At 35.6% G+C, this 24669-nt stretch carries 29 protein-coding genes; 17 read left to right on the top strand and 12 right to left on the bottom strand.

The genetic code is table 11. From position 1 onward, the window contains the following. The first annotated feature begins 197 nt into the window (after window positions 1–197). From pilM to NST00_RS12655, 5 genes are all read left to right on the top strand, one after another. Window positions 198–1175: a type IV pilus biogenesis protein PilM gene (gene pilM, locus NST00_RS12675; protein ID WP_016836864.1), complete on the top strand. Its 978-nt coding sequence runs from the start codon at window positions 198–200 to the stop codon at window positions 1173–1175. Next, window positions 1172–1756 carry a hypothetical protein gene (locus NST00_RS12670; protein WP_016836865.1) on the top strand — a complete coding sequence of 195 codons (585 nt, stop codon included), beginning with the start codon at window positions 1172–1174 and terminating at the stop codon, window positions 1754–1756. Before pilM ends, NST00_RS12670 begins: the two co-directional genes overlap by 4 nt. Then, window positions 1753–2442 (top strand): hypothetical protein, encoded by a 690-nt coding sequence (locus NST00_RS12665; protein WP_016836866.1) that lies wholly within the window; start codon window positions 1753–1755, stop codon window positions 2440–2442. The genes NST00_RS12670 and NST00_RS12665 overlap by 4 nt, the downstream gene beginning before the upstream one ends. Before the next feature lie 28 nt (window positions 2443–2470). Then, complete coding sequence (locus NST00_RS12660) at window positions 2471–3232, top strand: prepilin peptidase (protein WP_340710048.1); 762 nt, start codon at window positions 2471–2473, stop codon at window positions 3230–3232. A gap of 304 nt (window positions 3233–3536) precedes the next feature. Beyond that, window positions 3537–4241, top strand: coding sequence for a gamma-glutamyl-gamma-aminobutyrate hydrolase family protein (locus tag NST00_RS12655; RefSeq protein WP_168411740.1), 705 nt, complete (start codon window positions 3537–3539; stop codon window positions 4239–4241). A 52-nt stretch (window positions 4242–4293) separates the two neighbouring features. Here the strand turns inward: NST00_RS12655 and lexA are convergent, their stop codons facing one another. Beyond that, entirely contained in the window at window positions 4294–4911 is a 618-nt protein-coding gene (gene lexA / locus NST00_RS12650) for a transcriptional repressor LexA (protein WP_016836870.1), read from the bottom strand. 167 nt (window positions 4912–5078) lie between these two features. On the opposite strand from lexA, the gene yneA reads away from it, so the two are divergent. The 4 genes from yneA to tkt all read left to right on the top strand — a co-directional run bounded on the left by yneA (window position 5079) and on the right by tkt (window position 8484). Beyond that, window positions 5079–5420, top strand: coding sequence for a cell division suppressor protein YneA (yneA, locus tag NST00_RS12645; RefSeq protein ID WP_016836871.1), 342 nt, complete (start codon window positions 5079–5081; stop codon window positions 5418–5420). Continuing rightward, window positions 5407–6063, top strand: a complete 657-nt coding sequence (locus tag NST00_RS12640; RefSeq protein WP_340710047.1) for a YneB family resolvase-like protein — start codon at window positions 5407–5409, stop codon at window positions 6061–6063. Before yneA ends, NST00_RS12640 begins: the two co-directional genes overlap by 14 nt. A 66-nt stretch (window positions 6064–6129) precedes the next feature. Beyond that, window positions 6130–6360, top strand: coding sequence for a DUF896 domain-containing protein (locus NST00_RS12635; RefSeq protein ID WP_016836873.1), 231 nt, complete (start codon window positions 6130–6132; stop codon window positions 6358–6360). 129 nt (window positions 6361–6489) lie between these two features. Then, the gene (gene tkt, locus NST00_RS12630; RefSeq protein WP_340710046.1) at window positions 6490–8484 is read left to right on the top strand and encodes a transketolase; all 1995 of its coding nucleotides are present in this window, start codon (window positions 6490–6492) and stop codon (window positions 8482–8484) included. Window positions 8485–8657: 173 nt separating this feature from the next. Here the strand turns inward: tkt and NST00_RS12625 are convergent, their stop codons facing one another. The 5 genes from NST00_RS12625 to NST00_RS12605 form a co-directional block, all read right to left on the bottom strand. Beyond that, the gene (locus tag NST00_RS12625; protein WP_016836875.1) at window positions 8658–9296 is read right to left on the bottom strand and encodes a response regulator transcription factor; all 639 of its coding nucleotides are present in this window, start codon (window positions 9294–9296) and stop codon (window positions 8658–8660) included. After that, window positions 9289–10389 carry a sensor histidine kinase gene (locus NST00_RS12620; protein ID WP_016836876.1) on the bottom strand — a complete coding sequence of 367 codons (1101 nt, stop codon included), beginning with the start codon at window positions 10387–10389 and terminating at the stop codon, window positions 9289–9291. Before NST00_RS12620 ends, NST00_RS12625 begins: the two co-directional genes overlap by 8 nt. Continuing rightward, complete coding sequence (gene liaF / locus NST00_RS12615; protein WP_016836877.1) at window positions 10386–11069, bottom strand: cell wall-active antibiotics response protein LiaF; 684 nt, start codon at window positions 11067–11069, stop codon at window positions 10386–10388. The genes NST00_RS12620 and liaF overlap by 4 nt, the downstream gene beginning before the upstream one ends. Before the next feature lie 102 nt (window positions 11070–11171). Beyond that, entirely contained in the window at window positions 11172–11816 is a 645-nt protein-coding gene (locus tag NST00_RS12610; protein WP_016836878.1) for a PspA/IM30 family protein, read from the bottom strand. Between the two features lie 13 nt (window positions 11817–11829). Further along, window positions 11830–12177 (bottom strand): lmo0954 family membrane protein, encoded by a 348-nt coding sequence (locus NST00_RS12605; protein ID WP_016836879.1) that lies wholly within the window; start codon window positions 12175–12177, stop codon window positions 11830–11832. Between the two features lie 227 nt (window positions 12178–12404). Here NST00_RS12605 and sirA point away from each other — a divergent pair, with 227 nt between their 5' ends. Continuing rightward, window positions 12405–12830 carry a sporulation inhibitor of replication protein SirA gene (gene sirA / locus NST00_RS12600; protein ID WP_016836880.1) on the top strand — a complete coding sequence of 142 codons (426 nt, stop codon included), beginning with the start codon at window positions 12405–12407 and terminating at the stop codon, window positions 12828–12830. Window positions 12831–12938: 108 nt separating this feature from the next. Here sirA and NST00_RS12595 read toward each other — a convergent pair whose 3' ends face one another. Together NST00_RS12595 and phaQ are read right to left on the bottom strand one after the other, a co-directional pair. Next, window positions 12939–13433: a hypothetical protein gene (locus NST00_RS12595; protein ID WP_016836881.1), complete on the bottom strand. Its 495-nt coding sequence runs from the start codon at window positions 13431–13433 to the stop codon at window positions 12939–12941. 76 nt (window positions 13434–13509) lie between these two features. Beyond that, window positions 13510–14079 (bottom strand): poly-beta-hydroxybutyrate-responsive repressor, encoded by a 570-nt coding sequence (gene phaQ, locus NST00_RS12590; protein ID WP_340710045.1) that lies wholly within the window; start codon window positions 14077–14079, stop codon window positions 13510–13512. 210 nt (window positions 14080–14289) lie between these two features. Between phaQ and NST00_RS12585 the strand changes: the two genes are divergently transcribed. The 4 genes from NST00_RS12585 (at window position 14290) to NST00_RS12570 (ending at window position 17214) form a co-directional block, all read left to right on the top strand. Beyond that, the gene (locus tag NST00_RS12585; RefSeq protein ID WP_096550752.1) at window positions 14290–14742 is read left to right on the top strand and encodes a polyhydroxyalkanoate biosynthesis repressor PhaR; all 453 of its coding nucleotides are present in this window, start codon (window positions 14290–14292) and stop codon (window positions 14740–14742) included. A 39-nt stretch (window positions 14743–14781) separates the two neighbouring features. After that, window positions 14782–15561: a 3-oxoacyl-[acyl-carrier-protein] reductase gene (gene fabG / locus NST00_RS12580; RefSeq protein WP_016836884.1), complete on the top strand. Its 780-nt coding sequence runs from the start codon at window positions 14782–14784 to the stop codon at window positions 15559–15561. 35 nt (window positions 15562–15596) lie between these two features. Further along, on the top strand, window positions 15597–16682 hold the full coding sequence (gene phaC, locus NST00_RS12575) for a class III poly(R)-hydroxyalkanoic acid synthase subunit PhaC (RefSeq protein ID WP_016836885.1): 1086 nt from the start codon (window positions 15597–15599) through the stop codon (window positions 16680–16682). A gap of 304 nt (window positions 16683–16986) precedes the next feature. Continuing rightward, entirely contained in the window at window positions 16987–17214 is a 228-nt protein-coding gene (locus NST00_RS12570) for a YneF family protein (RefSeq protein ID WP_016836886.1), read from the top strand. 366 nt (window positions 17215–17580) lie between these two features. Here the strand turns inward: NST00_RS12570 and NST00_RS12565 are convergent, their stop codons facing one another. Beyond that, complete coding sequence (locus NST00_RS12565; RefSeq protein ID WP_184656199.1) at window positions 17581–18516, bottom strand: alpha/beta hydrolase; 936 nt, start codon at window positions 18514–18516, stop codon at window positions 17581–17583. A gap of 234 nt (window positions 18517–18750) precedes the next feature. Here NST00_RS12565 and NST00_RS12560 point away from each other — a divergent pair, with 234 nt between their 5' ends. After that, window positions 18751–19932: an acetyl-CoA C-acetyltransferase gene (locus tag NST00_RS12560; protein ID WP_016836888.1), complete on the top strand. Its 1182-nt coding sequence runs from the start codon at window positions 18751–18753 to the stop codon at window positions 19930–19932. 39 nt (window positions 19933–19971) lie between these two features. Further along, entirely contained in the window at window positions 19972–20214 is a 243-nt protein-coding gene (locus NST00_RS12555) for a YqkE family protein (protein ID WP_016836889.1), read from the top strand. A 155-nt stretch (window positions 20215–20369) separates the two neighbouring features. Here the strand turns inward: NST00_RS12555 and NST00_RS12550 are convergent, their stop codons facing one another. The 3 genes from NST00_RS12550 to NST00_RS12540 all read right to left on the bottom strand — a co-directional run bounded on the left by NST00_RS12550 (window position 20370) and on the right by NST00_RS12540 (window position 23556). After that, window positions 20370–21710, bottom strand: a complete 1341-nt coding sequence (locus NST00_RS12550) for an amino acid permease (RefSeq protein ID WP_168411743.1) — start codon at window positions 21708–21710, stop codon at window positions 20370–20372. Between the two features lie 464 nt (window positions 21711–22174). Further along, window positions 22175–22660, bottom strand: coding sequence for a VanZ family protein (locus NST00_RS12545; protein ID WP_340710044.1), 486 nt, complete (start codon window positions 22658–22660; stop codon window positions 22175–22177). After that, window positions 22657–23556, bottom strand: coding sequence for an aldo/keto reductase (locus NST00_RS12540; RefSeq protein ID WP_340710043.1), 900 nt, complete (start codon window positions 23554–23556; stop codon window positions 22657–22659). Before NST00_RS12540 ends, NST00_RS12545 begins: the two co-directional genes overlap by 4 nt. 427 nt (window positions 23557–23983) lie before the next feature. On the opposite strand from NST00_RS12540, the gene NST00_RS12535 reads away from it, so the two are divergent. Further along, window positions 23984–24388 (top strand): hypothetical protein, encoded by a 405-nt coding sequence (locus tag NST00_RS12535; protein WP_016836893.1) that lies wholly within the window; start codon window positions 23984–23986, stop codon window positions 24386–24388. The last annotated feature ends 281 nt before the right edge of the window (window positions 24389–24669 follow it).

Here is a 24669-nt window from a genome sequence, read left to right as displayed (position 1 = left end):
ATAAATAGGTTAGTTGCCCAACATCTTGTTATTAAGATTAAATATTACACCATTTTCTGTAATCAGATAAACTAAAATATTAATTTTTATTAAATAATATTTAATTCCTATAGGAACAACTAACAATTTAAGTTGGTTTTTCGATTAGGTATTAAATAATAATAGAAATATGTATTTTAATAAATGGAGGCCTGCGTATGTTTAGACGAAAGAAAAAGTCACATATATCCATTGAATTCAATGATTATGTACTTCGCTTCCTGGTGATGAAGGGTTCAGATTTATCGCAGGCGAAAGTAATGGAGATTGCCATTCCAGAAGGGGTAATAGAAGAATCGGATGTAAAAGATGAGTTGACGCTATACGAACTCTTAAAAAAATATGCTCCAAAATGGGGGACGAAAAACCAATCTGTTCGTTTTATCGTTCCAGATTCTTTTATTCTATTAAAAACTTTTGATCATCCTGAAGATGTTGATTTGAATAATTTAAGAGAATATGCGGAAATGGAAATTGGTCATTCCATACATCTTCCTTTTGAAGAACCGCTGATTGATGTGTTTGACCCAGAAGAAGGAGACGGCAAGGCAATGATGTTTGCTGCCAGCTCCGAACAAGTCAATAAATACATAAATCTATTGTTAGATATTTCAATGCATCCAGAAGCGGCGGATGTTCGAGCACTCTGTAATTTACGATTGCTTGAATCGTTGAATCTATTAAATGAACAAAAAACCTATTTATTGACAAATTGGTTACTTAATGAATTATCCATTACTATTTATTCTAAAGGGAATGTCGAATTCCAACGGTTTCAACCAATTGATACGGATTTGAGCCGATGGAAGGCGAAAGAAGCGGGGGAGCACCAACTAGACTTCTCCTATAATGGAGAGTTTGAAGATTATCGCATGCTCATTTCTGACCAAGTGTTGGAACTGGACCGTATTATGAATTTCTTCCGTTTCTCTTTAAATAAAGGGGAAAAGGGAGTCGATGAAATCATCGTCATGGGGGATAATCCTTATCTTGATGAAATTCATTCCTTTTTGCAACAAAGTTTTGATTTACCAATGCAATTAATTAATGATCCGTTTATACAACAACATTATCCTGAATTGAAGGCAAAACATGCATCGTTAATGGGACTTGCCTTAAAGGAGGTTAAATCATGATTCCAGATATTAACCTGTTGCCGAGAGTCGATAAAAGGCAGTCCGCATCGAAACATCTCTATATTCTCTTAACAATTGTTGTTTTACTTCTCGTTGCTTTTTTTGCGTTCCAATATTTTAAAATTCGAGGCGAAATTGCGCATTTGCGAAGTGAAGAACAACAAGTGATTGCAGAGCGGAATCAATTGCAAGAAGAACTCGACAGCATGACCGTTAACACAGGTTCGTTAAAGCAATCCATTGAATTTGTTGAACAAATTTCGTATCCAGTTTCATCCATAATCGATGAAACGATTCGTTTGAAGACGGAACATTCTTATTTAAGAGAATATGCATTTGACGCAAAGACAGCAAAGGTAACAATAGACTTTGAAACATTAAGCGACATAGCGAACTATTTGTCTCGACTAACAGGAAGTGCATATTTCCAAGATGTGCAAGTGTCTTCCATTGAACATTTTGATCCTAGTGATCGTGAGGAAGAGAAAGACACGACGAACTTCAACGAAATCCCCCGATATGAAGTAGTATTTACACTCTTTATTAATCAACAATATTTAGCTGCTGGAGGTGTTGAATGATGAAATTAACAAGTGGCAAAAATTCGTCCGCCTTATTAATCATTGCCCTCATAGCAGCGTTGTTATTTGCAGTATATTATTACGTTATTTTACCTAAAAAAGAAGAAAGATCGTCTCTAGAATCATCCATTGCTTCGACTCGCTCTGAAATTGCCACAATTCAACAACAAATAGAGGAAATTAACGCTAGTAAAAGCATTGACGAAGCAACGATTTTTGAAATGCGTCAAAAAGTTCCTGCTACAAGAAATTTAGATGATCTCATATTAAATATAGAAGAAACTCAATATGTATCGGGTACTAAAATTTTATCGGTTGATTTTAACAACTACGATACGCTCGTTTCTAATTCTGAGTTGGAAGACCCTAACGCTTTAACAGAAGTCAGTGAAAATGTAGATGCCTCTGGAGAAGAAACGTCAAACGAAAGACCTGTTTCGACAATTGCAAAAGAATCTTTACCTCCAGAGTTAAAATTAATTACATTTGAAGTCAACGTGGAATCTCCAGATCTCCAACATCTAGTCCATTTTATTAAAGAAATTGAAAAAATAGAACGCATTATGCACGTTGATATTATCGAATTCACTTTACCTGGTGAAGAAAATGAATTTGCTGAACAACCAGTTGAAAGTGTCGAGGCAACTGTTCAAGTGACAACCTTCTATTATGAAGGAGATGAATAGTCAATCGATTTTGTGAGGAGCGCTTTACATGGAAATTGTGTATGGAATTTTTTTCTTCCTGTTTGGAATTGTCTTTGGGTCATTTTTTAACGTTGTAGGCCTAAGAATTCCTAAAAATGAATCAATCATTACTCCACCATCCCATTGCCCGAATTGTCAAAGGAGATTGACTGCGATTGATTTAGTTCCTGTATTTTCATACATATGTTTACGAGGAAAATGCCGGACGTGTGAGGCGAAGATTTCGCCGATATATGTAGTTTCAGAGCTTGCAACAGGATTGCTATTTGCATTTAGTTATATTCAGCTCGGATTGTCCATTGAATTGGCGATTGCACTTTTCTTTATTTCATTATTAGCCATTATCGTCGTATCAGACCTAAAATATATGATTATTCCGGATAAAGTGCTTCTGTTCTTTTTACCATTGCTAATCTTAGGTCGATTCGTTTCCCCGATTGAACCATGGTGGGATGCTTTTCTCGGTGGAGCGGTAGGATTTGGTATATTGCTTTTGATAGCAGTGATTTCAAAAGGCGGTATGGGTGGTGGAGATATAAAACTATTTTTTTTAATCGGATTGGTTTTAGGGACAGTGAAAACGTTGTTAACTTTATTTTTAGCATCCGTCATCGGCATGATTGTCGGTGTGATTGTGTTATGGATGCGAAATCAAGGTCGCAAAACTCCTGTTCCATTTGGCCCGTCCATTGCTTTGGCAGCAGTCATCGTGTATTTTTACGGCGATGCAATCATCCAGTGGTATTGGGGATTGTTTAGTTTTAGTTAAATTCATCAAAAGAGTATCACCTATTTGGGTGATGCTTTTTTGTTTGGTTTAAACAATGGTGTGGGAGGTTAGTGTAGATAAGGTAGAAACTTTTGCGGATAGAGTGTCTGCTTGTGTAGTAAAGTAGAAACATGTGTGAATAGTGCACAGTTTTGAGGTAATGTAAATCTAATTCATGAGAGATTCCTCCTTGTAAATGTTGGTGTGGTAACTACCTTTTACATGGAATCTCGTTATATTTTTTGGTAAAAAATAGATAATCAGCTGGTATATTACATAATATATTGGCAAGGGGGATGACTATATGAAACCAATTATAGGTATAACAATGGATTGGGAGGGGGGAACTTATCGGGTAAATGAGTCATACGTACAAGCCATTCTCAATGCAGGTGGAATTCCAATTTGCCTTCCGTATATTGCAGAAGAAGATGGAGAGCAATTGATAAATAAAATCGATGGATTATTGCTCACAGGAGGAGGAGATATCAATCCCATCCTTTTTGGTGAAGAACCGCTTCCTAAATTGGGGAGAGTTGTAACAAAGCGTGATGAAAGGGAAATTCAATGGACAAAGATTGCACTTCAACGAAATATCCCGATTCTTGCAATTTGCCGTGGATTGCAAGTGTTAAACGTAGCGCTAGGTGGGACAATTATCCAAGATATTTACTCACAAAATGAAAGAGAAATTCTTCTGCATACCCAAAATTCTCATCGTTCCGAAACATCCCATTTTGTTCATCTTCAAGATAAGTGTAAATTGCAGCAAGTTGTAAGCTCCACAAAAATAGCAGTGAATTCCTTCCATCATCAAGCTGTAAAAGAAATTGCGGAAGACCTGACAATTGTCGGAGTGGCTAGCGACGGCATCGTGGAAGCGGTAGAACATAAAACTTCACCATTTTGCATCGGCGTTCAATGGCATCCAGAAGAGCTGGCTTTTAATGGTGAGGAAGGAGCAATAAAATTATTCAAAGCATTTGTTGCTGCTTGTACAAAAGAATAATAATGAAGAAAACTCGCATTCAGATGAATAGTTTGCGAGTTTTTTCTAGTAATTAATGAAATTTTCTATATAAACCAACTACAATTCCTAAAATCGTGACATTATCAACAATGATTGGTTCCATAGAAGAGTTTTCAGGTTGTAAGCGGAAATAATTCTTTTCTTTATAAAATCGTTTCACAGTCGCTTCATTTTCTTCCGTCATGGCAACTACAATTTCTCCGTTGTTTGCAGTAGATGCCTTTTTCACAACGACGTAATCTCCATCTAAAATACCGGCTTCAATCATCGAATCTCCCATTACTTCTAGCATGAACAGCTGATCTTCACTTGTTCCGTATGTAGCAGGTAGCGGAAAATATTCTTCTATATTTTCAATCGCTGTAATTGGACTACCAGCAGTTACTCTACCGACTAATGGCACATGGACAACTGGCTGTTTTTGAACCACTTCGTCACTATCCAATATTTCTATTGCTCGAGGTTTAGTAGGATCTCTCCGAATATATCCTTTTTGTTCTAGGCGCGTAAGGTGACCGTGTACTGTTGAGCTAGAGGCAAGCCCAACTGCTTCACCTATTTCGCGAACGGATGGAGGATACCCTTTTGCTCGAACTTCCTCTTTTATAAATTCTAAAATATCCTTTTGCCTTTTTGATAATTTCTCCATGTTGGTCACCTCTAATGTGAATAGTTTTACATATTTTACATATAGTATAACAGCACATCTCGAACAATGCAAACACAAGTTCGAAAAACCTATTGACAAAAACGTACGTTCGTATTATATTAAGAACAGATATTCCGAACAAGTATTCGAGAAAAGGGGAACGGAAAATGAGTTGGTTAGAGAAGAATCATTATATTAAAATTCTATCTATTGTAACATTACTCATTATTGCTTATATTTTCATTACAGATGATGGAGATATGACGTTTGAACAAATTACAATTAAAGAAGGCGATACGCTTTGGACATTAGCAGATCGCTATAAAGGATATATGACGACGGAGGAATGGATTCGAACAGTAGCGAAGGAAAACAACATCAACGTTGATTATATCATTGCAGGTGAGACATTAATGATTCCTATTCCGAAAGATGCAATCTATATTGCGATGAATGAAGAAGAAATTCAATCAATAAAGGTAGCTGTAAAAGACAATGAAAGAAAATAAAGCGGTTATATATGCAAGGGTAAGCACTGAAAAAAACGAGCAAGAAACTTCATTAGAACGACAAAAAGAGGAACTCTCAATCTATGCCCAACAATTAGGGTTTCAAGTAGTCAACATTTTCGAAGATCAACATAGCGGTTATGATGTAAACCGAGAAGGATTGCTCGAAATGATGGATTATATTGTGGAACACAATATTGGAAGTGTTTTCGTTCAAGATGAAACGCGTTTAGGCCGTGGACATGCCCGCGTTGCAGTATTGCATTTGCTAAAAAAAAGCGATATAGAAATATATTCTCTTAATGATGCCGGTCCATTAACAATGAATGAAATGGATACGATGCTGTTAGAAATTTTAGCCATTGTTGAAGAATATCAGCGGAAAATACATAATGCCAAAATAAAACGAGGAATGCGTCGAGCAGTGGAAAACGGATATCGCCCTGAACGGAATTTTAAAAATAAACATAAACGTGAAGGGAGAGAACGGATTGTTGTTCCGATTGAAGAAATTGTCAATTTACGGGAAAAAGGATTAACATTCCAAGAAATTGCTTCAATTCTGAGAGGTTTAGGATATGAGGTAAGTAAAGCAACTGTTCATCGCAGATATATGGAATATAAAGAAAGACTCGAAGATTAATCTACTTGCACTTCGAGTCTTTTTTGCATATCCTTTTATGTATTGAAAAGGAAAGGTGTGAATGGAATGTTGTCTAAAGAAAAAATTGCCCGCATCAATGAATTAACGAGAAAAGCGAAGGAGGGCAAATTAACAGAAGAAGAAGCGAAAGAGCGCACAATGTTAAGGAAAGAATATTTAGAGGCTTTCCGTGAGTCATTTAGAAAGACGATTGAAAATGTGCAAGTATATGATATCGAAGGTAACGATGTCACACCGGATAAAATAAAACAGCTTCGCCGCAATAAATTAAATTAACGAGTTATAAGTATATTGCTATCTAAAGTAAAAAATATGACATTCCTAAAAATTAGATTGTTTTCTCTGTAAATGTTGTCTAAACTGAATACGGAACAAATATTTAGCACGAGAAAGGATGTCAATCATATGACGACTACAGCGGATTTACTTGCAATTAACGCAATCCGAACTTTATCAATTGACGCCATTGAAAAAGCGAACTCTGGGCATCCAGGTCTTCCAATGGGTGCAGCTCCAATGGCATACACATTATGGACGAAACAAATGCGCCATAATCCAAAAAACCCAAAATGGTTTAACCGCGACCGCTTTATTCTTTCCGCAGGACACGGTTCCATGTTATTATACAGCCTTCTCCATTTAGGTGGATATGGCTTAGATATGGAAGAAATCAAAAATTTCCGCCAATGGGGTTCAAAAACGCCTGGGCATCCTGAATACGGTCACACAGTAGGGGTTGAAGCAACAACTGGCCCACTTGGACAAGGTATTGCAATGGCTGTTGGTATGGCGATGGCTGAACGTCACTTAGCAGCTACATACAATAAACCTGGTCATGAAATTGTAGATCATTATACTTTTGCTCTTTGCGGTGATGGAGATTTAATGGAAGGTGTTGCTGGCGAAGCTATTTCATTAGCAGGACATTTACAACTTGAAAAATTAATCGTACTTTACGATTCAAATGATATTTCATTAGACGGCGATCTTTCAAAAGCCTTCTCTGAAAACATTCAACAACGTTTTGAAGCTTGTGGATGGAACTATATTCGTGTAGAAGATGGCACAGATGTGGATGCAATTAATGACGCGATTGCACAAGCAAAGCAGTCAAAAGGGAAACCAACATTAATTGAAATAAAAACAGTAATTGGTTATGGTTCGCCAAATAAATCTGGAAAATCCGATGTTCACGGTGCACCACTTGGAGCTGACGAAGTTCAGTTAACGAAGGAATTCTATGGCTGGAAGCACGAGCCGTTTAAAATTCCGGAAGAAGTGTATGAAACATTCAAAGCAGCTGCTGAAGTAAACGGTGTACAGGCTGAGGCAGAATGGAACGAGAAATTTGAAAACTATAAAAAGGAATATCCAGAATTAGCAGAGCAATTTATTAAAGCTATGAATAATGAACTTCCGGAAGATTTTGATGAAGAGATTCCTGCATATGAGCCTGGAAAATCTATTGCGACTCGTTCATCTTCTGGCGATGTAATTAATGCATTAGCGAAAAAAGTGCCTTATTTCTTTGGAGGAAGTGCCGACCTTGCTGGTTCTAACAAAACAACAATTAAAGGTGGAGGCGATTTTTCAGCGCAAACACCTGAAGGTCGCAACGTTTGGTTTGGCGTGCGCGAGTTTGCGATGGGTGCTGCTTTAAACGGTATGGCGCTACATGGTGGTTTAAGAGTATTTGGTGGTACATTCTTCGTCTTCTCTGATTATATTCGACCAGCAGTTCGCTTATCTGCATTGATGGGACTACCAGTTACTTATGTGTTCACGCACGACTCAATCGCTGTAGGGGAAGATGGGCCAACACATGAGCCAATTGAACATTTAGCATCTTTCCGTGCTATGCCAAATGTTTCTGTTATTCGCCCTGCTGATGCAAATGAATCAAAAGAAGCATGGAAACTTGCAATTCAATCAACAAATCAACCAACAATTTTAGTGCTTTCACGCCAAAACTTACCTGTGCTTGAAAATACAGCAGCTCTAGCTAAAGAAGGTGTTGCAAAAGGTGCATATGTCGTATCACCAGCGATAAAAGATACACCAGATGCTATTCTAATTGCTACAGGTTCTGAAGTAGCATTAGCGGTGAAAGCCCAAGAGAAATTACGTGAAGATGGTATCGATGTATCGGTTGTATCGATGCCGTCTGTTGATCGATTTGAACAGCAGTCTGATGAATATAAAGAATCTGTCTTGCCAAAAGCGGTGACAAAACGATTGGCTATTGAAATGGGTTCTTCTTTAGGCTGGCATAAATATGTTGGCACAGAAGGAGATGTACTTGCGATTGATAAGTTTGGTGCAAGTGCCCCAGGTGAAGTGGTAATGGAAAAATACGGATTTACTGTCGACAATGTAGTGGCAAAAGTAAAAGCTTTATAATGCTGAAAGAAGGATATCTTCTATTTAGAAGGTATCCTCTTTTTTATGGAATAGAAGGGTTAAGAAGATTTTAGAGGTGGTTAAATGTTGAGATGGATCTTCTGGGCGAGGATAGTGACCGCAGGAGAAAAGGAGAGGGGGTGTTTTCCTCTTTCTAGACACCCCATATCTTGTTATTTCACCAGCCCATTTTGGAATGCATATACCACTGCTTGGGTTCTGTCTTGAACTTCCAATTTCGATAAGATATTGCTCACGTGCGTTTTTACGGTTTTCAAAGCGATAAATAATTCATCTGCAATTTCTTGATTTGATTTACCTTGGGCTATAAGTAATAATACTTCCATTTCCCGATCAGTTAATTGTTCATGAAGGGGATGGCTATTTGTATTTCGCATCCGGTTAATCATCTTTGAAGTGACTTCAGGTTCCAACACGGATTCGCCGCTAACGGTTTTTCGAATCGCTTCTGCAATTTGTTTGGCATTGGAAGTTTTTAAAATGTAGCTGATAGCGCCAGCTTCTAGTGCAGGGTAAACTTTATCATCATCAAGAAAACTTGTCACCATCATAATTTTTGCTTCCGGCCATGCTTTTAAAATTTCTTTCGTCGCTTCAGCACCGTTCATAACTGGCATCACATTATCCATCAAGATAATATCAATGTCAGGCTTAAGCTGGAGAATTTTTTCCACTGCCTCTTGACCATTACTTGCTTCTCCGACAACGGTCATATCTGTTTGGGCTGATAGGTATGCAGAGACACCGATGCGAACCATCTCATGATCATCGGCAATGAATACTTTAATCATCTGATTCACCTCCCGAATTTTTCTGTTCCATCAAATGCTTTTCCCGTATTTCATCAAGTGAAATCTTTTCTTCCATCTCATCTTGTGCTTTCAATGGTATTTTTACTTCAACAATCGTTCCTTCGCCAGGCACCGAAACTATTTTATATTTTCCTCCAATTTCCACAGCACGCTCCGCGATGTTTCGTAAACCATAAGAAGTCGTATTGGATTCTTTATTCATATCAAATCCACGGCCATTGTCTTGAATTCTTAATATTGCCAGTTGATCTCTTTCAATCAGTAGCAGTTCCACTTCCGTTGCTTTTGCATGGCGCAATGTATTCGATAACGCTTCTTGAGCGATGCGGAATAAATGGTCTTCCTCAGCTTTTGAAAGCTGAATCTCTTCAATTTCATATTCAATTTCAACGTTGACTTTTTGCTTTAATTCGTTAATTAATTCTTTTAACCCTTGAGCAAGGGTATTGTTTTTTAATGCGATTGGTCGGAGATGTAATAACAATGCACGCATTTCTAATTGGGCTTGCTGCACCATTTTTTCAATTTGTATTAGCGTATGTTTTGCATTATCCGGTGGAGTCTCCGTTTCTGTTATGGAAGATAACAACATCGACGCAGCAAACAATTGTTGAGAAACGGAATCATGAAGTTCCCTTGCAAGTCTTTGTCTTTCTGCGATAATACGTTCCTGAATGATTTTGTCACTTGCTTCTGCTTTTTCATTGGATAAACGTTGCAGACTTTTTCGTTGCGTTTCGATTAATTCATTCGTTTCAATTAAAGCTTTTCGGAGTGGATAGGAAACGTTTCGTTTAACAGTTAGCTCAGGCTCAGCCAATTGCTTTACATAATGTAATGTAGTGAATTCTTTTGATTTTTCTACAATCATCCACCATAAGCTTATGAAAAAGCTGATAATGAACGTACCAATTACAATAATTGCAAAAAGCGGCAGCTCGTTATAATAATTTTCCCATATAGGACTCCAAGTTGTTTCATTTGGTACACCATATAATAAATAGAAAAGTCCAAAAAACATACCTAAAATAATCAGTGAAATCGTAAAGGTGCGGAATATCAGTGAAATCATTTCCGAATCACCTCCACATCCCCAAGCCAAGTAGCGACATGAATAACTAGTTTTCGTTTTGCTTCATTCGGGTCACCATCTTCAAAAACAAGCCGTTCATTCCACAATCTTTTCGGTGAATAATGCAATAATTTTGCCTCACCAATTAGAGCAGAATATTGAATGCGGAAAGGAATTTCATAAGGTAAAATAATTTTTATTTTTCCTATCCCTTGGCGAATCGTTATTACAGAAGTACCTGCTGGTAAAATCGTTTCTGTCACATCAATCGTGTAATCGCCTAAAAAGTTTTGGATTTGGATATCTTGCCATTTATAATTTTCCATTGGAATGGATGAGGTGTGTAGAAAATCATTTTTCTGAACTGTCCCTAATTCAAAGTCTTTTGCTAATATGGTTACTTCTTTATGATGTTTTGTTAAATGTTTAAAGAGAATATAAATGATTACGCAGACGATAAAGAATCGCAAACTCCAAATGGTGATAATAGCTAAAAAGATAAAAAAAGCACCTAACCAAAAATACAGCTTTTTCTCTTTTACAAAACTTTTATAAAGAAGAAATGCACCAATAATTAGAAAGAAGGCACCACCGTTATTGAAAATGGTTAGCTCCGCAAAAACAATAAGCAACATCATAATAAAAATGGTTGTTAACTGCTTCGTCGTCAAACTTTTCAACGTGGTTCCTCCTTCATGTTGCACGATAAATGTTTAATAATAATAAAGAAGGGAGATAATTCCCTTCTTAATTTCTCATCTTTTTCATTATAGCATGTTCGATTATTCCTTTGATGAAAGTATCGATGTTTCATCGTTATTTTTGGTTGATTGTTGTTCTAATAGGGCTAAGCGAGTTTCGAGTTGAGTATATTCGTAGTTTTTCTCAATTTTATTTGATAGTTGATCTATATAAGTTGATAGCTCATGGAAGTTCATATCTTCAGAATTTAATACACGATTCATCTTTACATTCGCTCGCACGACATTTTCTTTCCCCATTAATTGCAATTGTCGAACTTTCATATCTTGAATCTTATGCTTCATCATTTCAAATTTTTGTTCTAATTGAATGACTTCCTCATTCGCTTGATTTAAGCTTTCTTGTAATGTCATTTGGCGGCTTTTGTAAGTTTCCACTTCTTGTGTCGCAAAGAGAATTAAATCTTCTTCACCGCTAGCTTTTGCTAACTCCAATTGATTTGTTCTTCTCTCCAGCATTTTGCCAGTTTCTTTTAAATTTTGTTCCAATTCTTCTTTTAATAATCTTTGTCTTTCTAATAGTTTCCCTGTTTGTTCTGTTTGTTTTTCAGCTTCGCGAATATATTGATTTAACATAGCAATTGGATTTTTCGCTTCTTTTTTGTCAAACAGTGCATGTAAATCTGCTTCTAATGTATAGCGGAAACGTTTTAATAAACTCATCATTTAAAATCTCTCCTTATTTTGTAATTTTTGACCATTCATTTTCAAAGTTTGTGAAAGGATCATCCTCTTCTTTGATAGGAAGTGTAATATCTTCATTTTTCCATTTTTTATATAGCGCATATAAGAGGACGATTGCTACAAGACCAACTAAAGCAGGGATATTGGATACAGCCATCAATAATCCAATTAAACCAATGAATATCCAAATCACCTTGCTAAAAACAGAATTACTTTTAACGTAATAGTGCATTCCTAGGAATACAAAAGCTAAGGCAAAAGCTAGCCCTAATAAAGGTCCTAATGTTCCAAGGATAATGAATACTAGAACCACTGCTGCAAGCAATAAGAGTAATTTTTTCATTTTCATTCTCCTTTCTCGTTTGTACCTTAATGTTACAATGCATCACTATTTCTCAAAATGACCTTGAATTGTATTTTCGACTAAGACTCAAGACCGAGATTTGGAATATAAAAATAGAAGAAAGATTTTATCGGAATTTGGCAAAAAAATATCGATAATTGGGACAAGGTTTGACAAAAAATTCAAAATCTTTCAATTATAATGAGGTTAGGAAGGAGGACAGGCAGATGAGAATATATTCAATATTCATCATAAAAAAACAATATCAATCATTCGTTTTTGGAAGGGAAAGAATGCTGTTAGAAATGGTTGCAAAAATAGATGATCAACAGGAGTCCTCTGCAAGAAAACAATTAAGTTATCTATGTGAACCAATTGAAGGGGATGTAGAGGGAAAAATTTATCAGCATCTTCAAAAATGTTTTCCTGAAATGCATTGGATGGATGATTACTTAGGGTTTGAACATAAATTAAAAGGCCGAATTAAAATTAAAGTGTTCGAATATTATATTGAAGCCATTTGTGAAGGATCGCGAATGCTTGATTTAGATTTGTTCCAAAGTTTAAGCCAAATGAATGATTCTTTTCTTGCATTTAATAAAGAGGAACATGAATGTGGTTGGTTAAAGCCGGTGAAATATGCGTCGTATTAGAATGAAATGAAAAACCCTGTTGGCAACATGGGACAACAGGGTTTCAATGGGGAGTTAGGGGATTTTTTTAATTAAAAGGGGATTTAACTATAAGTTTAGTAGGAAAAATTATTCTGCAACTGCCAACAATTTTTTATGAGTTTCTTTTAATTGATTAGCAATTTCTTCAATTTTATTTAATGTTTCAATGCGTTCTTGTTTTTGTTGCTCGATTGCTTGTTGAAGTGTTATTTCGATTTGTTTTTGCGCATTTGTAAATAAATCAAGAAGTGCGTTGTTTGGTTTCCAAGCTAAATTTTGTGCTTTGTCTGTAATTTCTTGAACGCTTTCCAACCATTTCGAAATGTCATCGAATTGACCTTCTTTACCTAATTCTTTGAAGCTATTTTCAAGTCTTTCTTGCCATTCTCTTGAAGCTTTTCTCCCTTCTTCTTCAATGGCATTAATGGCATTTACGGAAGATTCAATAAATTCCTTTTGTACGTTAAATGTTTGTAGAGCTCTTTTTTCAAAGTCTTCTTGGACTTTTTCAATCGTCTTTAAGCTATTTACCCAGCTGTCCCATACTAAATCTACACCTTTTGCAAGTTGCTCTTTTGCCATTACTTGATTTCCTCCTTTAATGTAAGCAGACTTTATATTTATAATGAATGCATTTTCATGCATTACATCCAAAAATTTAAGATTGTGGTTGCTCTTCTGGTGCATTGGAACTTTGTGCTTTTGTTTTGCGAGTACGAGTGGATTTAGGTTTTGTCGTGGATGCTGTGGATTTTGCTTTCGTTGAAGTGGTTTTCGTAGATGTTTTTTCTTTGGTTGGTACGTCTGTTGCTTGAGGAGTTGCTGCGAATTGTTCTTTTAATCGTTTCGATGTCGTATTTGGTGTGAAAAATGGATTATATAAATTGAAAAATTGATTTAATAAACGTTGATATTCACTTAAAGAATTAGCCCACATATCTAAATATTTTTCGCCAGCTTCTGTAATGGAATAAATGCGTTTTGCTGGTCCTCCAGAACTTGTATCCCAAACAGAAGTTACTAAATTCTCTTTTTCAAGCTGTCTTAATAGGCGATAAAAATTTCCGTGATCCAATGATTCAATGCCAAACTTTGTAATTTTCTCCATCAGTTCATAACCATGAGTGTTAAATTCACGTAAATGTAACAACATGATGGGGATTAAAAAGTTTTTCGGCGCTCCAATACTTGGACTTTTCGGTTTCTTTTTTTCATCTTTCGATACCAATATTTTTACACCGCCCTCTGATATTTACTTATATATGTAATTTACACATAGATGTATTTGTTGTCAACTGTTTTTATTTGAAATTATTTATTTTATTACAAAAAATTCATAAATTTGTAAATTTTTCATAAGAATGAAATTTCTGCATAAATAATATATTGAAATATGTTATGAAAAAAATAAAAAGATTTGTAGAGGAGATGATCTTCGTTGACCCAATCAACCTTTGATGTTTTTTCTTTATGGAAAGAAATCTATAACAAAACAGAAAGTGCATGGCATGATGCCATTCAAGAAACACTAGAGAAAAAATCTTTTGCTGAAAGTTTAGGACAAATTCAAAGTCAATATGTTCAATTTCAAGAACTTGTCAATAAAATGACGGAAAGCTATTTAAAACAAACAAATATACCATCACGTGATGAAATTGCCAATGTGGCTTCCCTCATTATTGATGTTGATTCAAAAATTGATCAATTGGAAGATGAAATAGATGAGAAAGAAGAGCGCTTAGTAAAAGAAATGGATGCTCTGAAAAAATCCGTTTCTTCATTAGAAAAGAAACTCGATAAGGTCATTGAATTATTAAATAAGTCGATTGAATCAATATCAGACTCAAATGCTACTGTAGCGGCAACAGCAAACAAAACGGTTTCAAAATAATCTTTATATAAAAATATATTCAGAAAGGGAGACTGTTTTATGACAACTACAGTATTTGAAGTAGAACAAGTGAATTCATTAAAACCATTGGAAGGAAAAGTGGCAATTGTAACTGGTGCATCCCGTGGAATTGGTGCAGAGATTGCTAAGGTGTTAGCCAGAAATGGTGCAACGGTTATTGGCACATATAATAACAGCCCAAAACAAATTGAAGATGTTGCGAAAGTAATTGAAGAAGAAGGCGGCAAATTCCATGCCCTTCAAGCGGATGTATCCGTTTTTGATGATACTGAAAAACTAGCAGCAGAAGTAATAGAGAAGTTTGGAAAAATTGATATTTTAATAAACAATGCAGGAATTACAAAAGATCGAACATTTAAAAATATGTCAAAAGAAGACTGGGATGCCGTAATCAATGTAAACTTAAATGGTGTGTTCAATGCAACGAAATCAGTCATCCAACATATGTTAGAGCAAAATTATGGCCGCATTGTAACGATTAGCTCCATCGTAGGCCAAGCTGGTGCGTTTGGACAAACTAACTATTCAGCGACAAAAGCAGGGATTTTAGGTTTTACGAAATCTTTAGCATTAGAAACTGCTTCCAAAGGTATTACCGTGAATGCAGTGTGCCCTGGATACATCGGAACGGAAATGGTGGCTGCTATGCCGGAAAAAGTACTGAATAATATTGTAGAAAAAGTTCCAATGAAACGATTAGGACTGCCGAGCGAAGTTGCTCAAGCGGTGTTATATCTTGTTCAAGCAGACTATGTAACAGGTCAAGCGATTGCTGTAAACGGTGGTCTATATATGTAAATCGTTTAATTGGAACAATTGTTGGGAGGGATTTTGTGGTTACTGTTGATACAACACCATTAAAAGAATGGTTTGAAAGTTTGCCTAAAAACAAAGATTTCGAAAAATTGCAACGTTTCAATAAAGTATTATTTACCGATCCAGAACCTCAAGTGGGTCAAACGCCAAAAGAAATTATCTGGACAAAAAATAAAGCGAAATTATATCGTTATCAGCCAAATAAAGTAAAAACGAATAAAGTGCCAATTTTAATGATTTATGCACTCATTAATAAACCTTATATATTAGATTTGTACCCTGGGAATAGTTTTATAGAGTATTTAACAGACCGCGGCCATGATGTATATTTACTAGATTGGGGTACGGCTGGTTTCGAGGACCGCCATATGAAATTAGAAGATTATATTGTTGATTATATACCACGGGCTGTAAAAAAAGTGCTAAAACAATCTGGCGCAAAAGAAATCACGATGTTTGGGTATTGCATGGGCGGAACGATGACGGCGATTTTTACTGCTCTTTATCAAAAGAAATTGCCGATTCGCAATGTAGTCTTGTTAACAAGTCCAATTGATTTCGAAGATGCCGGACTTTATACAAATTGGTTAGATAAACGCTACTTCAAATTAGATAATATTGTAGAAACTTTCGGAAATGTACCGTTTGAATTCATTGATTTTGGTAATAAATTATTAAATCCACTTTCAAATACTGTAGGTGTTTACGTCAATGTTGCTTCTAATATTGAAAATGAAGAGAAAATTTTAAACTGGAAGCTAATGCAAAAATGGCTAAATGATGGTGTGCCATTTCCGGGTGAGGCATATCGCCAATGGATACGCGAATTTTACCAAGAAAACAAATTGATTAACGATGAATTAGAAGTTCGTGGTGAAAGAGTATTATTGTCAAACATTACAGCGAACTTATTAAATATTGTTGCCACTCGCGATAATATTGTGTTACCGCAACAAATTGAACCGTTGAATGATAAAGTCTCCAGCAAAAATAAAACATTGCATGTTGTTAATGCAGGACACGTTTCGGTTATTACTGGTAAACGCGCCGTAGCTGAAAACTATCCATTTATTGAACAATGGATTACTGAAAATTCGAAATAACGAATTTTGAATGATCACAGCATCCGAACAATATTTGAAACTCTAGTACAGAGAGTTTCAAATAAGTTCGGATTTTTTTGAGTTGGAAAAGGTATCATTTTAATAAAGTATGAAAATTAAAAATATTTTATTTTGGAAAAATATCTTTATATTATAGAGGAATTTGGTTAAAATACATAAGGTATGTAAAGTGTATGGGTTTAGAAAAATTCGGGAAAAACTAGAATCGCTGTTATGAATAGTGTATAATCCATCGTGGAGAGTAAAGTTTTTCTCGGGAAAAGTTGAGAGGGAGGTAAGTATTTTGGAAACTTGGCTAGCGATATTATTAATTATTGTTGCGTTAGTAGCTGGCGTTGCGTTAGGATTCTTCCTAGCTCGTCAATCAATGATGAAATATTTAAAAGAAAACCCACCAATTAATGAACAAATGATTCGTGTAATGATGGCACAAATGGGCCGTAAACCATCTGAAAAACAAGTTCGTCAAATGATGGCTCAATTAAATAAAATTCAAGAAAAACAAAAATAATCATACAAGGTTGTCCTGTATCGGAATTTTTCTGGAAAGGGATAACCTTTTTTATTGTGGATTGATGAGGTTTATGCATTGGTCATAGTGTATTTGCTATTGAGGAAATATATGCAAATATGACTGTAATTCCACGTGTGAGATTTTGCAGAGTTGATGAGACAAGTGCATTAGCTGATGGATTTTCTACATATGATGAGAAATATTCATAAAAAAGGTAATTAATGCACTAACCCCATTTATAATGGCGCTGGATTTTTAAACAAGCCCTCACTAAATGCTTTATCAATTGAGGGCTTGGTTTTATTTGTCCAAATGATAAACAAAAGAAATATAGAAAAAGAATTTAATGCTATTCAAAGCTCTCTAAAATCTCAATATATATTTCTCTAAGAACTCGCGAACCGTTTCTTCGTATTCTCTTGGGTTTTCATTAAATGATTGGGCATGAGCTCCCATCTCAAATAGTTTTAATGCTTTTGGGCCTTTTTTCAATTCATACATTTCTTCTGTCATTTTACAAGGAATGAATGTATCTGGAATGCTATGAATAAATAGCATAGGTTTCTTAATATTTTTTACTGCTTCTTTCGGTGTGAGATGTTTAAAGCGATAGCCATCTCGGAAACGAATAAAGAAATCTGCTAAATGAATAGGAATATCAGGATTGATGCGGGTTGAATTTTTGACGATGTGACGCAATAATTCTTCAAAATCAGAAAAAGCGCAGTCCGAAATATAAAAATCTACATGATTTCCAACCGTACCTGCATATAAAATCATGGTTGCAGCACCCATCGACTCACCATGAATCCCTAATTTTGCATCTTCTCCAATAACTGAACGAACCGTTTTGACAACAGCATCTAAGTCGAACTTTTCATAATAGCCATAGCTTGTTGTCTTTCCACCGGACTCTCCATGTCTTCGATGATCGTAAACAAAAGAATTAAATCCTAACCTTTCAAACATTCGCGCATATTTAATTGAATTTATTTTATTTTCCGTGACACCGTGACAAATAATCACAGTGTTTTTCGTAGGGCAAGGTTGTAAAAGTATACCTTTAATTGGATAGCCGTTAGGGGAATCGATTGTAAATTCATCTTTTTTCACGTGATTATACCAGTTTTCATCGAATCGATTCGCTTTCAATTCTCGATCTAATATAAAATCGTCATCTTTCTTTTGGATGTACATGAGACGATTTGTTAATGCAAAACCAAAAATTGTAGTCAGTACACTAGCTGTCATTGTAATGAAAGTTGAAAACCAAAGAATTTTACGTTTTTTCTTTTTCATCTAGGACACCTCCTTCGCATTTTTGATAATATGTATAAAGACAATAAATTTTGAAAAGTCGAAAATGAACGCAAATTAACAAAAAAATGTTGATTATGAAACAAAATATAACATATCATTTGGTAGAATAATATTGCACGGTTTTGAATTGTTTTCTACTAATAATACTTTTTAGTTTCTAGGATTCACACAAAATCGTGTATACAATGTAAACTGAAATTGGGGGAGATGTTCATGTTAAATGATGTAGTTATTGTAAGTGCGGTTAGAACAGCAATAGGTTCTTTCCAAGGTTCGTTAAAAGATGTACCTGCCACAACATTAGGCGCGATTGTCATTAAAGAAGCGTTACGTCGTGCAGGAATTCAACCGGATCAAGTGGATGAAGTCATAATGGGAAATGTTCTGCAAGCAGGACTAGGACAAAATCCAGCTCGCCAAGCAGCAATAGAAGCGGGACTTCCAAAAACAGTTCCGGCTATGACAATTAATAAAGTTTGTGGTTCCGGTTTAAAGACGGTACACCTTGCTTCACAAGCCGTTGCAGTAGGTGAAGCAGACATCGTTGTGGCTGGCGGGTTTGAAAATATGAGCCAAGCACCTTATCTATTAAAAAATGCTCGCTCCGGCTTTAAAATGGGCAATCAAAACCTAATTGATAGCATGATTCATGATGGATTATGGTGTGCATTTAACGATTATCATATGGGGGTAACAGCAGAAAATTTAGCTTCTCAATATCATATTACGCGACAAGAACAAGATGAGTTCGCGGCACGTTCCCAAGCTCGTGCAGCAAAAGCGATTGAGGAAGGGAAATTCAAAGATGAAATTGTGCCAGTAGAAATTCCTCAACGCAAAGGGGATCCAATTATTTTCGATGCAGATGAATTTGTACGCCCTGGCACAACGGTAGAAAAATTATCCGCATTACGTCCAGCTTTCAAAAAAGATGGAACAGTCACTGCTGGAAACGCTTCCGGAATTAACGATGGTGCTGCAGCAGTTGTGGTCATGTCTAAGAAAAAAGCGGAAGAGTTAGGAATTAAACCGCTCGCTTCGATTGTGGCAAACGCTGCAGTTGGGGTAGATCCTGCGATTATGGGTATTGGTCCAGCTGAAGCTGTTCGAAAAGCTTTAAAGAAAGCTGACTTAACGCTCGATCAAATCGATTTAATTGAAGCAAATGAAGCTTTCGCAGCTCAGTCTATTGCTGTTGATCGCGAACTTCACTTTGATTCTGATAAACTAAATGTAAATGGTGGAGCAATTGCCCTTGGACATCCAATCGGTGCAAGTGGAACACGTATTTTAGTGACGCTTCTTCATGAAATGCAAAAACGAGATGTGAAGTACGGGCTTGCCACACTTTGCATTGGTGGTGGACAAGGAGTCGCAACAATTATTCAACGATAAGCTGTTGTTTCCACCGCAAAAAAGTAAGCAGGTGAGAATATGGCTAAAAAGAATAAGAACACTAATCATCAAGCAACAAATGAAGGGATTACTCTTCAAGATCAACTAGATAGCGAGTTAATCGCAAAATTAAAAGAAGCAAAGAAAGAATTAGCCGCTGAGGAAAAAAGAAAAGAGGAAGAACGACAAGCACAGCTCGAATTTGAAAGAAAACAGCGGGAGAAAAATATGAGCTTTGCAGAATTGCTTGAAAAGTATGGAGATAAAGGCTCTAAGTACTAATAAAAAGGTGTCGCAAAATAATGCGACACTTTTTTCATTTAGTGTGCTTAAAGATTGATTCGTATCTCTGTCTCGGTAATGAGTTCTTCAATCATCATACCTCAATCTACGTATCACATACATAAAAGGGAATTTCCAGAAAAAACGCCCTGCGCTTATTTTTTCTTGCGAAGGGCGTAAGTAATAAACAAAATAATAAACCAAATCGGAGTAAGTAAAACCGCTATTCTTGTTTCTTCGGAAATCAACATCACGACTAATACAGCCACAAAAAATATCAACACAACATAATTTACAAATGGTGCAAGAGGAGCTTTAAAAATGGATGTTTTATGTAAATCCGGTCTTTTTCTTAAATAAATTATATGAGTAATTAAAATAATGCTCCAAACCCAAATAAAACAGATAGCACTAATTGTGGTGACAATACTAAAAGCTGTATCTGGAATAATATAACTTAATAGAGCCCCTATTGAAACAACGATGGAAGAAATGAAAAGTGCATTTCCAGGGACAAAGTTTTTATTTAATGTTGATAGGAATTTTGGCCCTAGATGGTTCTTACTTAAATTGTACATCATCCGGCTTGTTGAAAATAAACCGCTATTTCCGGCAGAAGCGGCTGATGTTAACACAACGAAATTGATAATGCCGCTAGCCAGTGGAATTCCTGCCAAAGTAAAGACTTGTACAAACGGGCTATTGGTAGCACTTAATTCAGTCCAAGGATTAATGCATAAAATGACAAAAATTGCTCCTACATAAAACAGCAATATACGAATGGGAATTTTATTGATAGCAGAGGGTATATTTTTTTCGGGATTCGAAGTCTCCGCTGCTGCTACCCCCACAAGTTCAACTCCTACAAAAGAGAATACGACCATCTGGAATGCAAAAAGGAATCCAATCATACCATTTGGAAAAATTCCACCATGACTCCAAATATTGCTTACTGACACATGACCAGTATCCGTTTCAAATCCAATAATGATTAAGAAAATACCGATTACAATTAAAGCAATAATCGTAATTACTTTAATAATTGCAAACCAAAATTCCAACTCTCCAAATAGTTTTACAGTTAATAGATTTAATAAGAGCAATAAAATAATCGCAATCAATGTTGGAATCCATTGAGGGATATCGAACCAATAACGAACATACACACCAACGGCAATTACATCAGCCATCGCTGTCATAATCCAGCAGAACCAATATGTCCATCCTGTTACATACCCTGCCCAAGAACCTATGTAATCTGTAGCGAAATCGGTAAAGGATTGATACCCAGCATTGGATAACAGCATCTCTCCTAGGGAACGCATCACAAAAAATAGGGCAGTCCCAACAATAAGATAAACTAATAAAATGGATGGACCTGCTTTAGAAATTGCAGCACCAGATCCTAAAAACAGTCCAGTACCGATTGTTCCCCCGATTGCAATTAGTTGTACATGCCTGTTTTTTAATTCTCTTTTTAATTCTTTCTGTTTCATCTTGTTGCCCCCAAGACTCGTTAACTAGGAAAGGAATGACAATTTGCACTTTCCTAATCTTAGTTATCACTTTTTTTAAACAAAATCATCATTTTTTTTGATGACAACTTCAAAATTCTATCAATAAACTATTTTTCTTTCAATATCTTATATCGAAATAGAATTCGCAAACGTAATTTTGAGTAGAAAATACCAACCAGGGCAGAATTTTTAACAAGGTTTTGACACTGCTCGTATTATCATCCCGGAACTAACAAGAGCTCAAGCGGTAAAAGTAATAAACATGCTTTTCAAACGAGGGCCATTAACTAATGTAGAAACTCCAACGTTTTCAGATGTTCCAAAAACCCATTGGGCTTTCAGCGAAGTGGAAGAAGCAGTAAGAGAGCAGATATATAATTAGATGATAATAGATAAAAAGCAAAACAACCTAGCAAATAGAAGCTAGGTTGTTTTTTTGCAATCTAATAAGATTTTCGATTCAACAAATATTTTATAAAAAAATATATCTTTAGACAAAAAATAAAAGTAATGGCACCTGCCGTATCAATTAAAACATCATCAAACACACCAGTACGTCCATCTACGAAAGTTTGGTGATATTCATCTAACATGGCAATGAAGAATGTAACTACACAAGAAATAACCGCTGCAAATGTCCATTTCAATCGACGAAATAGCAAATATAAGAGCACGGCAACGATTCCATAGCCAATAAAATGCAATGTTTTACGAATCAAAAATTCAACGAAATAATAATATCCACGGGTTTCGACAGAAATCGTTCTCCCCCAATATGTTACTTCAATTTTACTTAACAAGTCATAAAAAGGTTGGTTGCTTAGAAGCACTCTTAATTCAGGAACAATAGTCTGCTGTTCATAAGGCATGCTAGAAAGATAATATAAAATGATTAGCGAAGTGATGACGAAAAACAAATATTTCTTCATCGGTGATCAGTATATATTTCTTGTTTTGTAATACTTTGAATAAAAGAAATGTCGGTGATGTTTTGAGCTTCTTCATAAGCCTTCATATTTATCAGCAGCTGTTCCTTTGTTCTTGCTCCAACAACAATGGATGCTACAGCAGGTTGACTCAAATTATAAGCAATCGCAGCAGGGTGAACCGATCCGTATTGCGATTCAATTTTTTCTAAAATAGAGACAAGCTCTTCTTTCGAGTAATTCAAATAGGAATCGACTTTTTCCACTCGTTTTTTCCACTCATCCGTCAATAATCCCTTTGCAATGGAACCTCGTGTAACAATCGAAACGCCTTTTTCTTCAAAGAAAGGTAGCCATTCCTCTGGTCGTCTATCCAAAATGCTAAATTGCATCATATTGGATACGGCTTGGCTGCGTTCAAAAAAGGATTGAAAAACATTTGGACGAATGGAAGATATGCCGTACTCCCGAATGAGTCCTTCCTTTTTTAATTTCTCAAAAGTGTCGATGATGTCATCCCATGGATCGTCGATAGTGCCGCCATGAAGTTGATATAAATCAATATAATCGGTTTTTAATCGGCGTAAACTTTCTTTTACTCCTTCTTCAATATGTTCTTTTGATGCATCCCAATACCAGCCATCACCGTTAACATTCCAGCGATTTCCGACCTTTGTAGCAATGAATACTTGGTCTCGATAGGGCTTTAACAGTTCACCGACAATTTCTTCATTAATGCCTTTATTATATAAATCAGCTGTATCAAAATAATTAATGCCACATTCGATAGCTGTTTCAATTACTGGTTTTGCTTCTTCTAAGTTTGTTGGAAGGGACATGCACCCTAAACTGATTTCGGAAATTTCAAAAGCACTTGTACCTAATCTACGTTTTTTCATCGAATCCCCGCTTTCTTTCTTACATTTACTCAAACGATTGGATATAGAAAAATTATCATAAAACATGCTCAAAATCTAGTAATATCAAGGAATGTAGGGGTTTGAAGTTATGCTCTAAACCCGATTTTAACTCCATTTTGATTTAAAAATGTCTATCAATGCACGATAAAGGCTCAAGACTTAGAGTATGCCAATACTTGGAATAAAACAACAATCTATTGTGGTATATTTTACAAATTTATAATTAAATGTTAGAAGGTTTTATAGACTACAACATTGTTTAGACTTTCGGAAATCTAATTAAATGGTATTTTTCGTTGTCTGTAAACGAAATGCATCGTTGGTGATGGGAAAAATATCCAACACTTACCTCCAAAATCTTCATAAAAAATGATAAAATATACAAAATTTTAGAATGGTGGGGGTTATGAAATATCTTTTAAATATTAGTTTGTTATTGATTGTGATGTTGGTAGGTTGTGAATCGAATTTTGATGATCGTGTTAGTGAGGTTGAATATGCAAAAGAAATCATACACGAAGAACTAGATAATGAAAAGGATACTGAAGAACTAGATAAAAGATTTCAATCACGATTTCCAGACGCTAATGTATATAATAAGATTTGGTCTGATGTAACAAATGATGGCGTTGATGATCTAATCATTGTGTTTGACACGAATGATTTAAAAACAAATTTTGCTGTACTGACAGAAGGAATGTTTAATGCAGTATCTTTCAATGATATGAATAGCGATATTGTTTTTAGTAAAGGTAGTGAGTCAATAAAATTATTAGAAAATCCGAATCGGTTGTTTTTTTTCCATGCATGATAACAAGAAAAATTTTGATTTTGAACTTGAAGTAACAGTTGAATATGACAAAGAGAAAAATGATTCGAATATTGTAATAAAATCCATTGATTAACGATATTCTTGTTTTTATTTTCGATATTGCAGTTAAACTTTTCGATTTCAGTCCATTCTCTTTGCAGATATCATAAATGCTATTAGTGGAATGGGAAGATTATCTTGATTGGGCATGAAACAACAAGACATTCAAAATATTAATCTTTTTCATTCATAGTGTTTTGCCTTCGCGAGAAATCGAAGTT

Origin of the sequence: Ureibacillus sp. FSL K6-0165, assembly GCF_038004285.1 — a bacterium.
Taxonomy (GTDB): domain Bacteria; phylum Bacillota; class Bacilli; order Bacillales_A; family Planococcaceae; genus Ureibacillus; species Ureibacillus thermosphaericus.
This window is presented reverse-complemented; position numbering and strand designations above follow the sequence as displayed.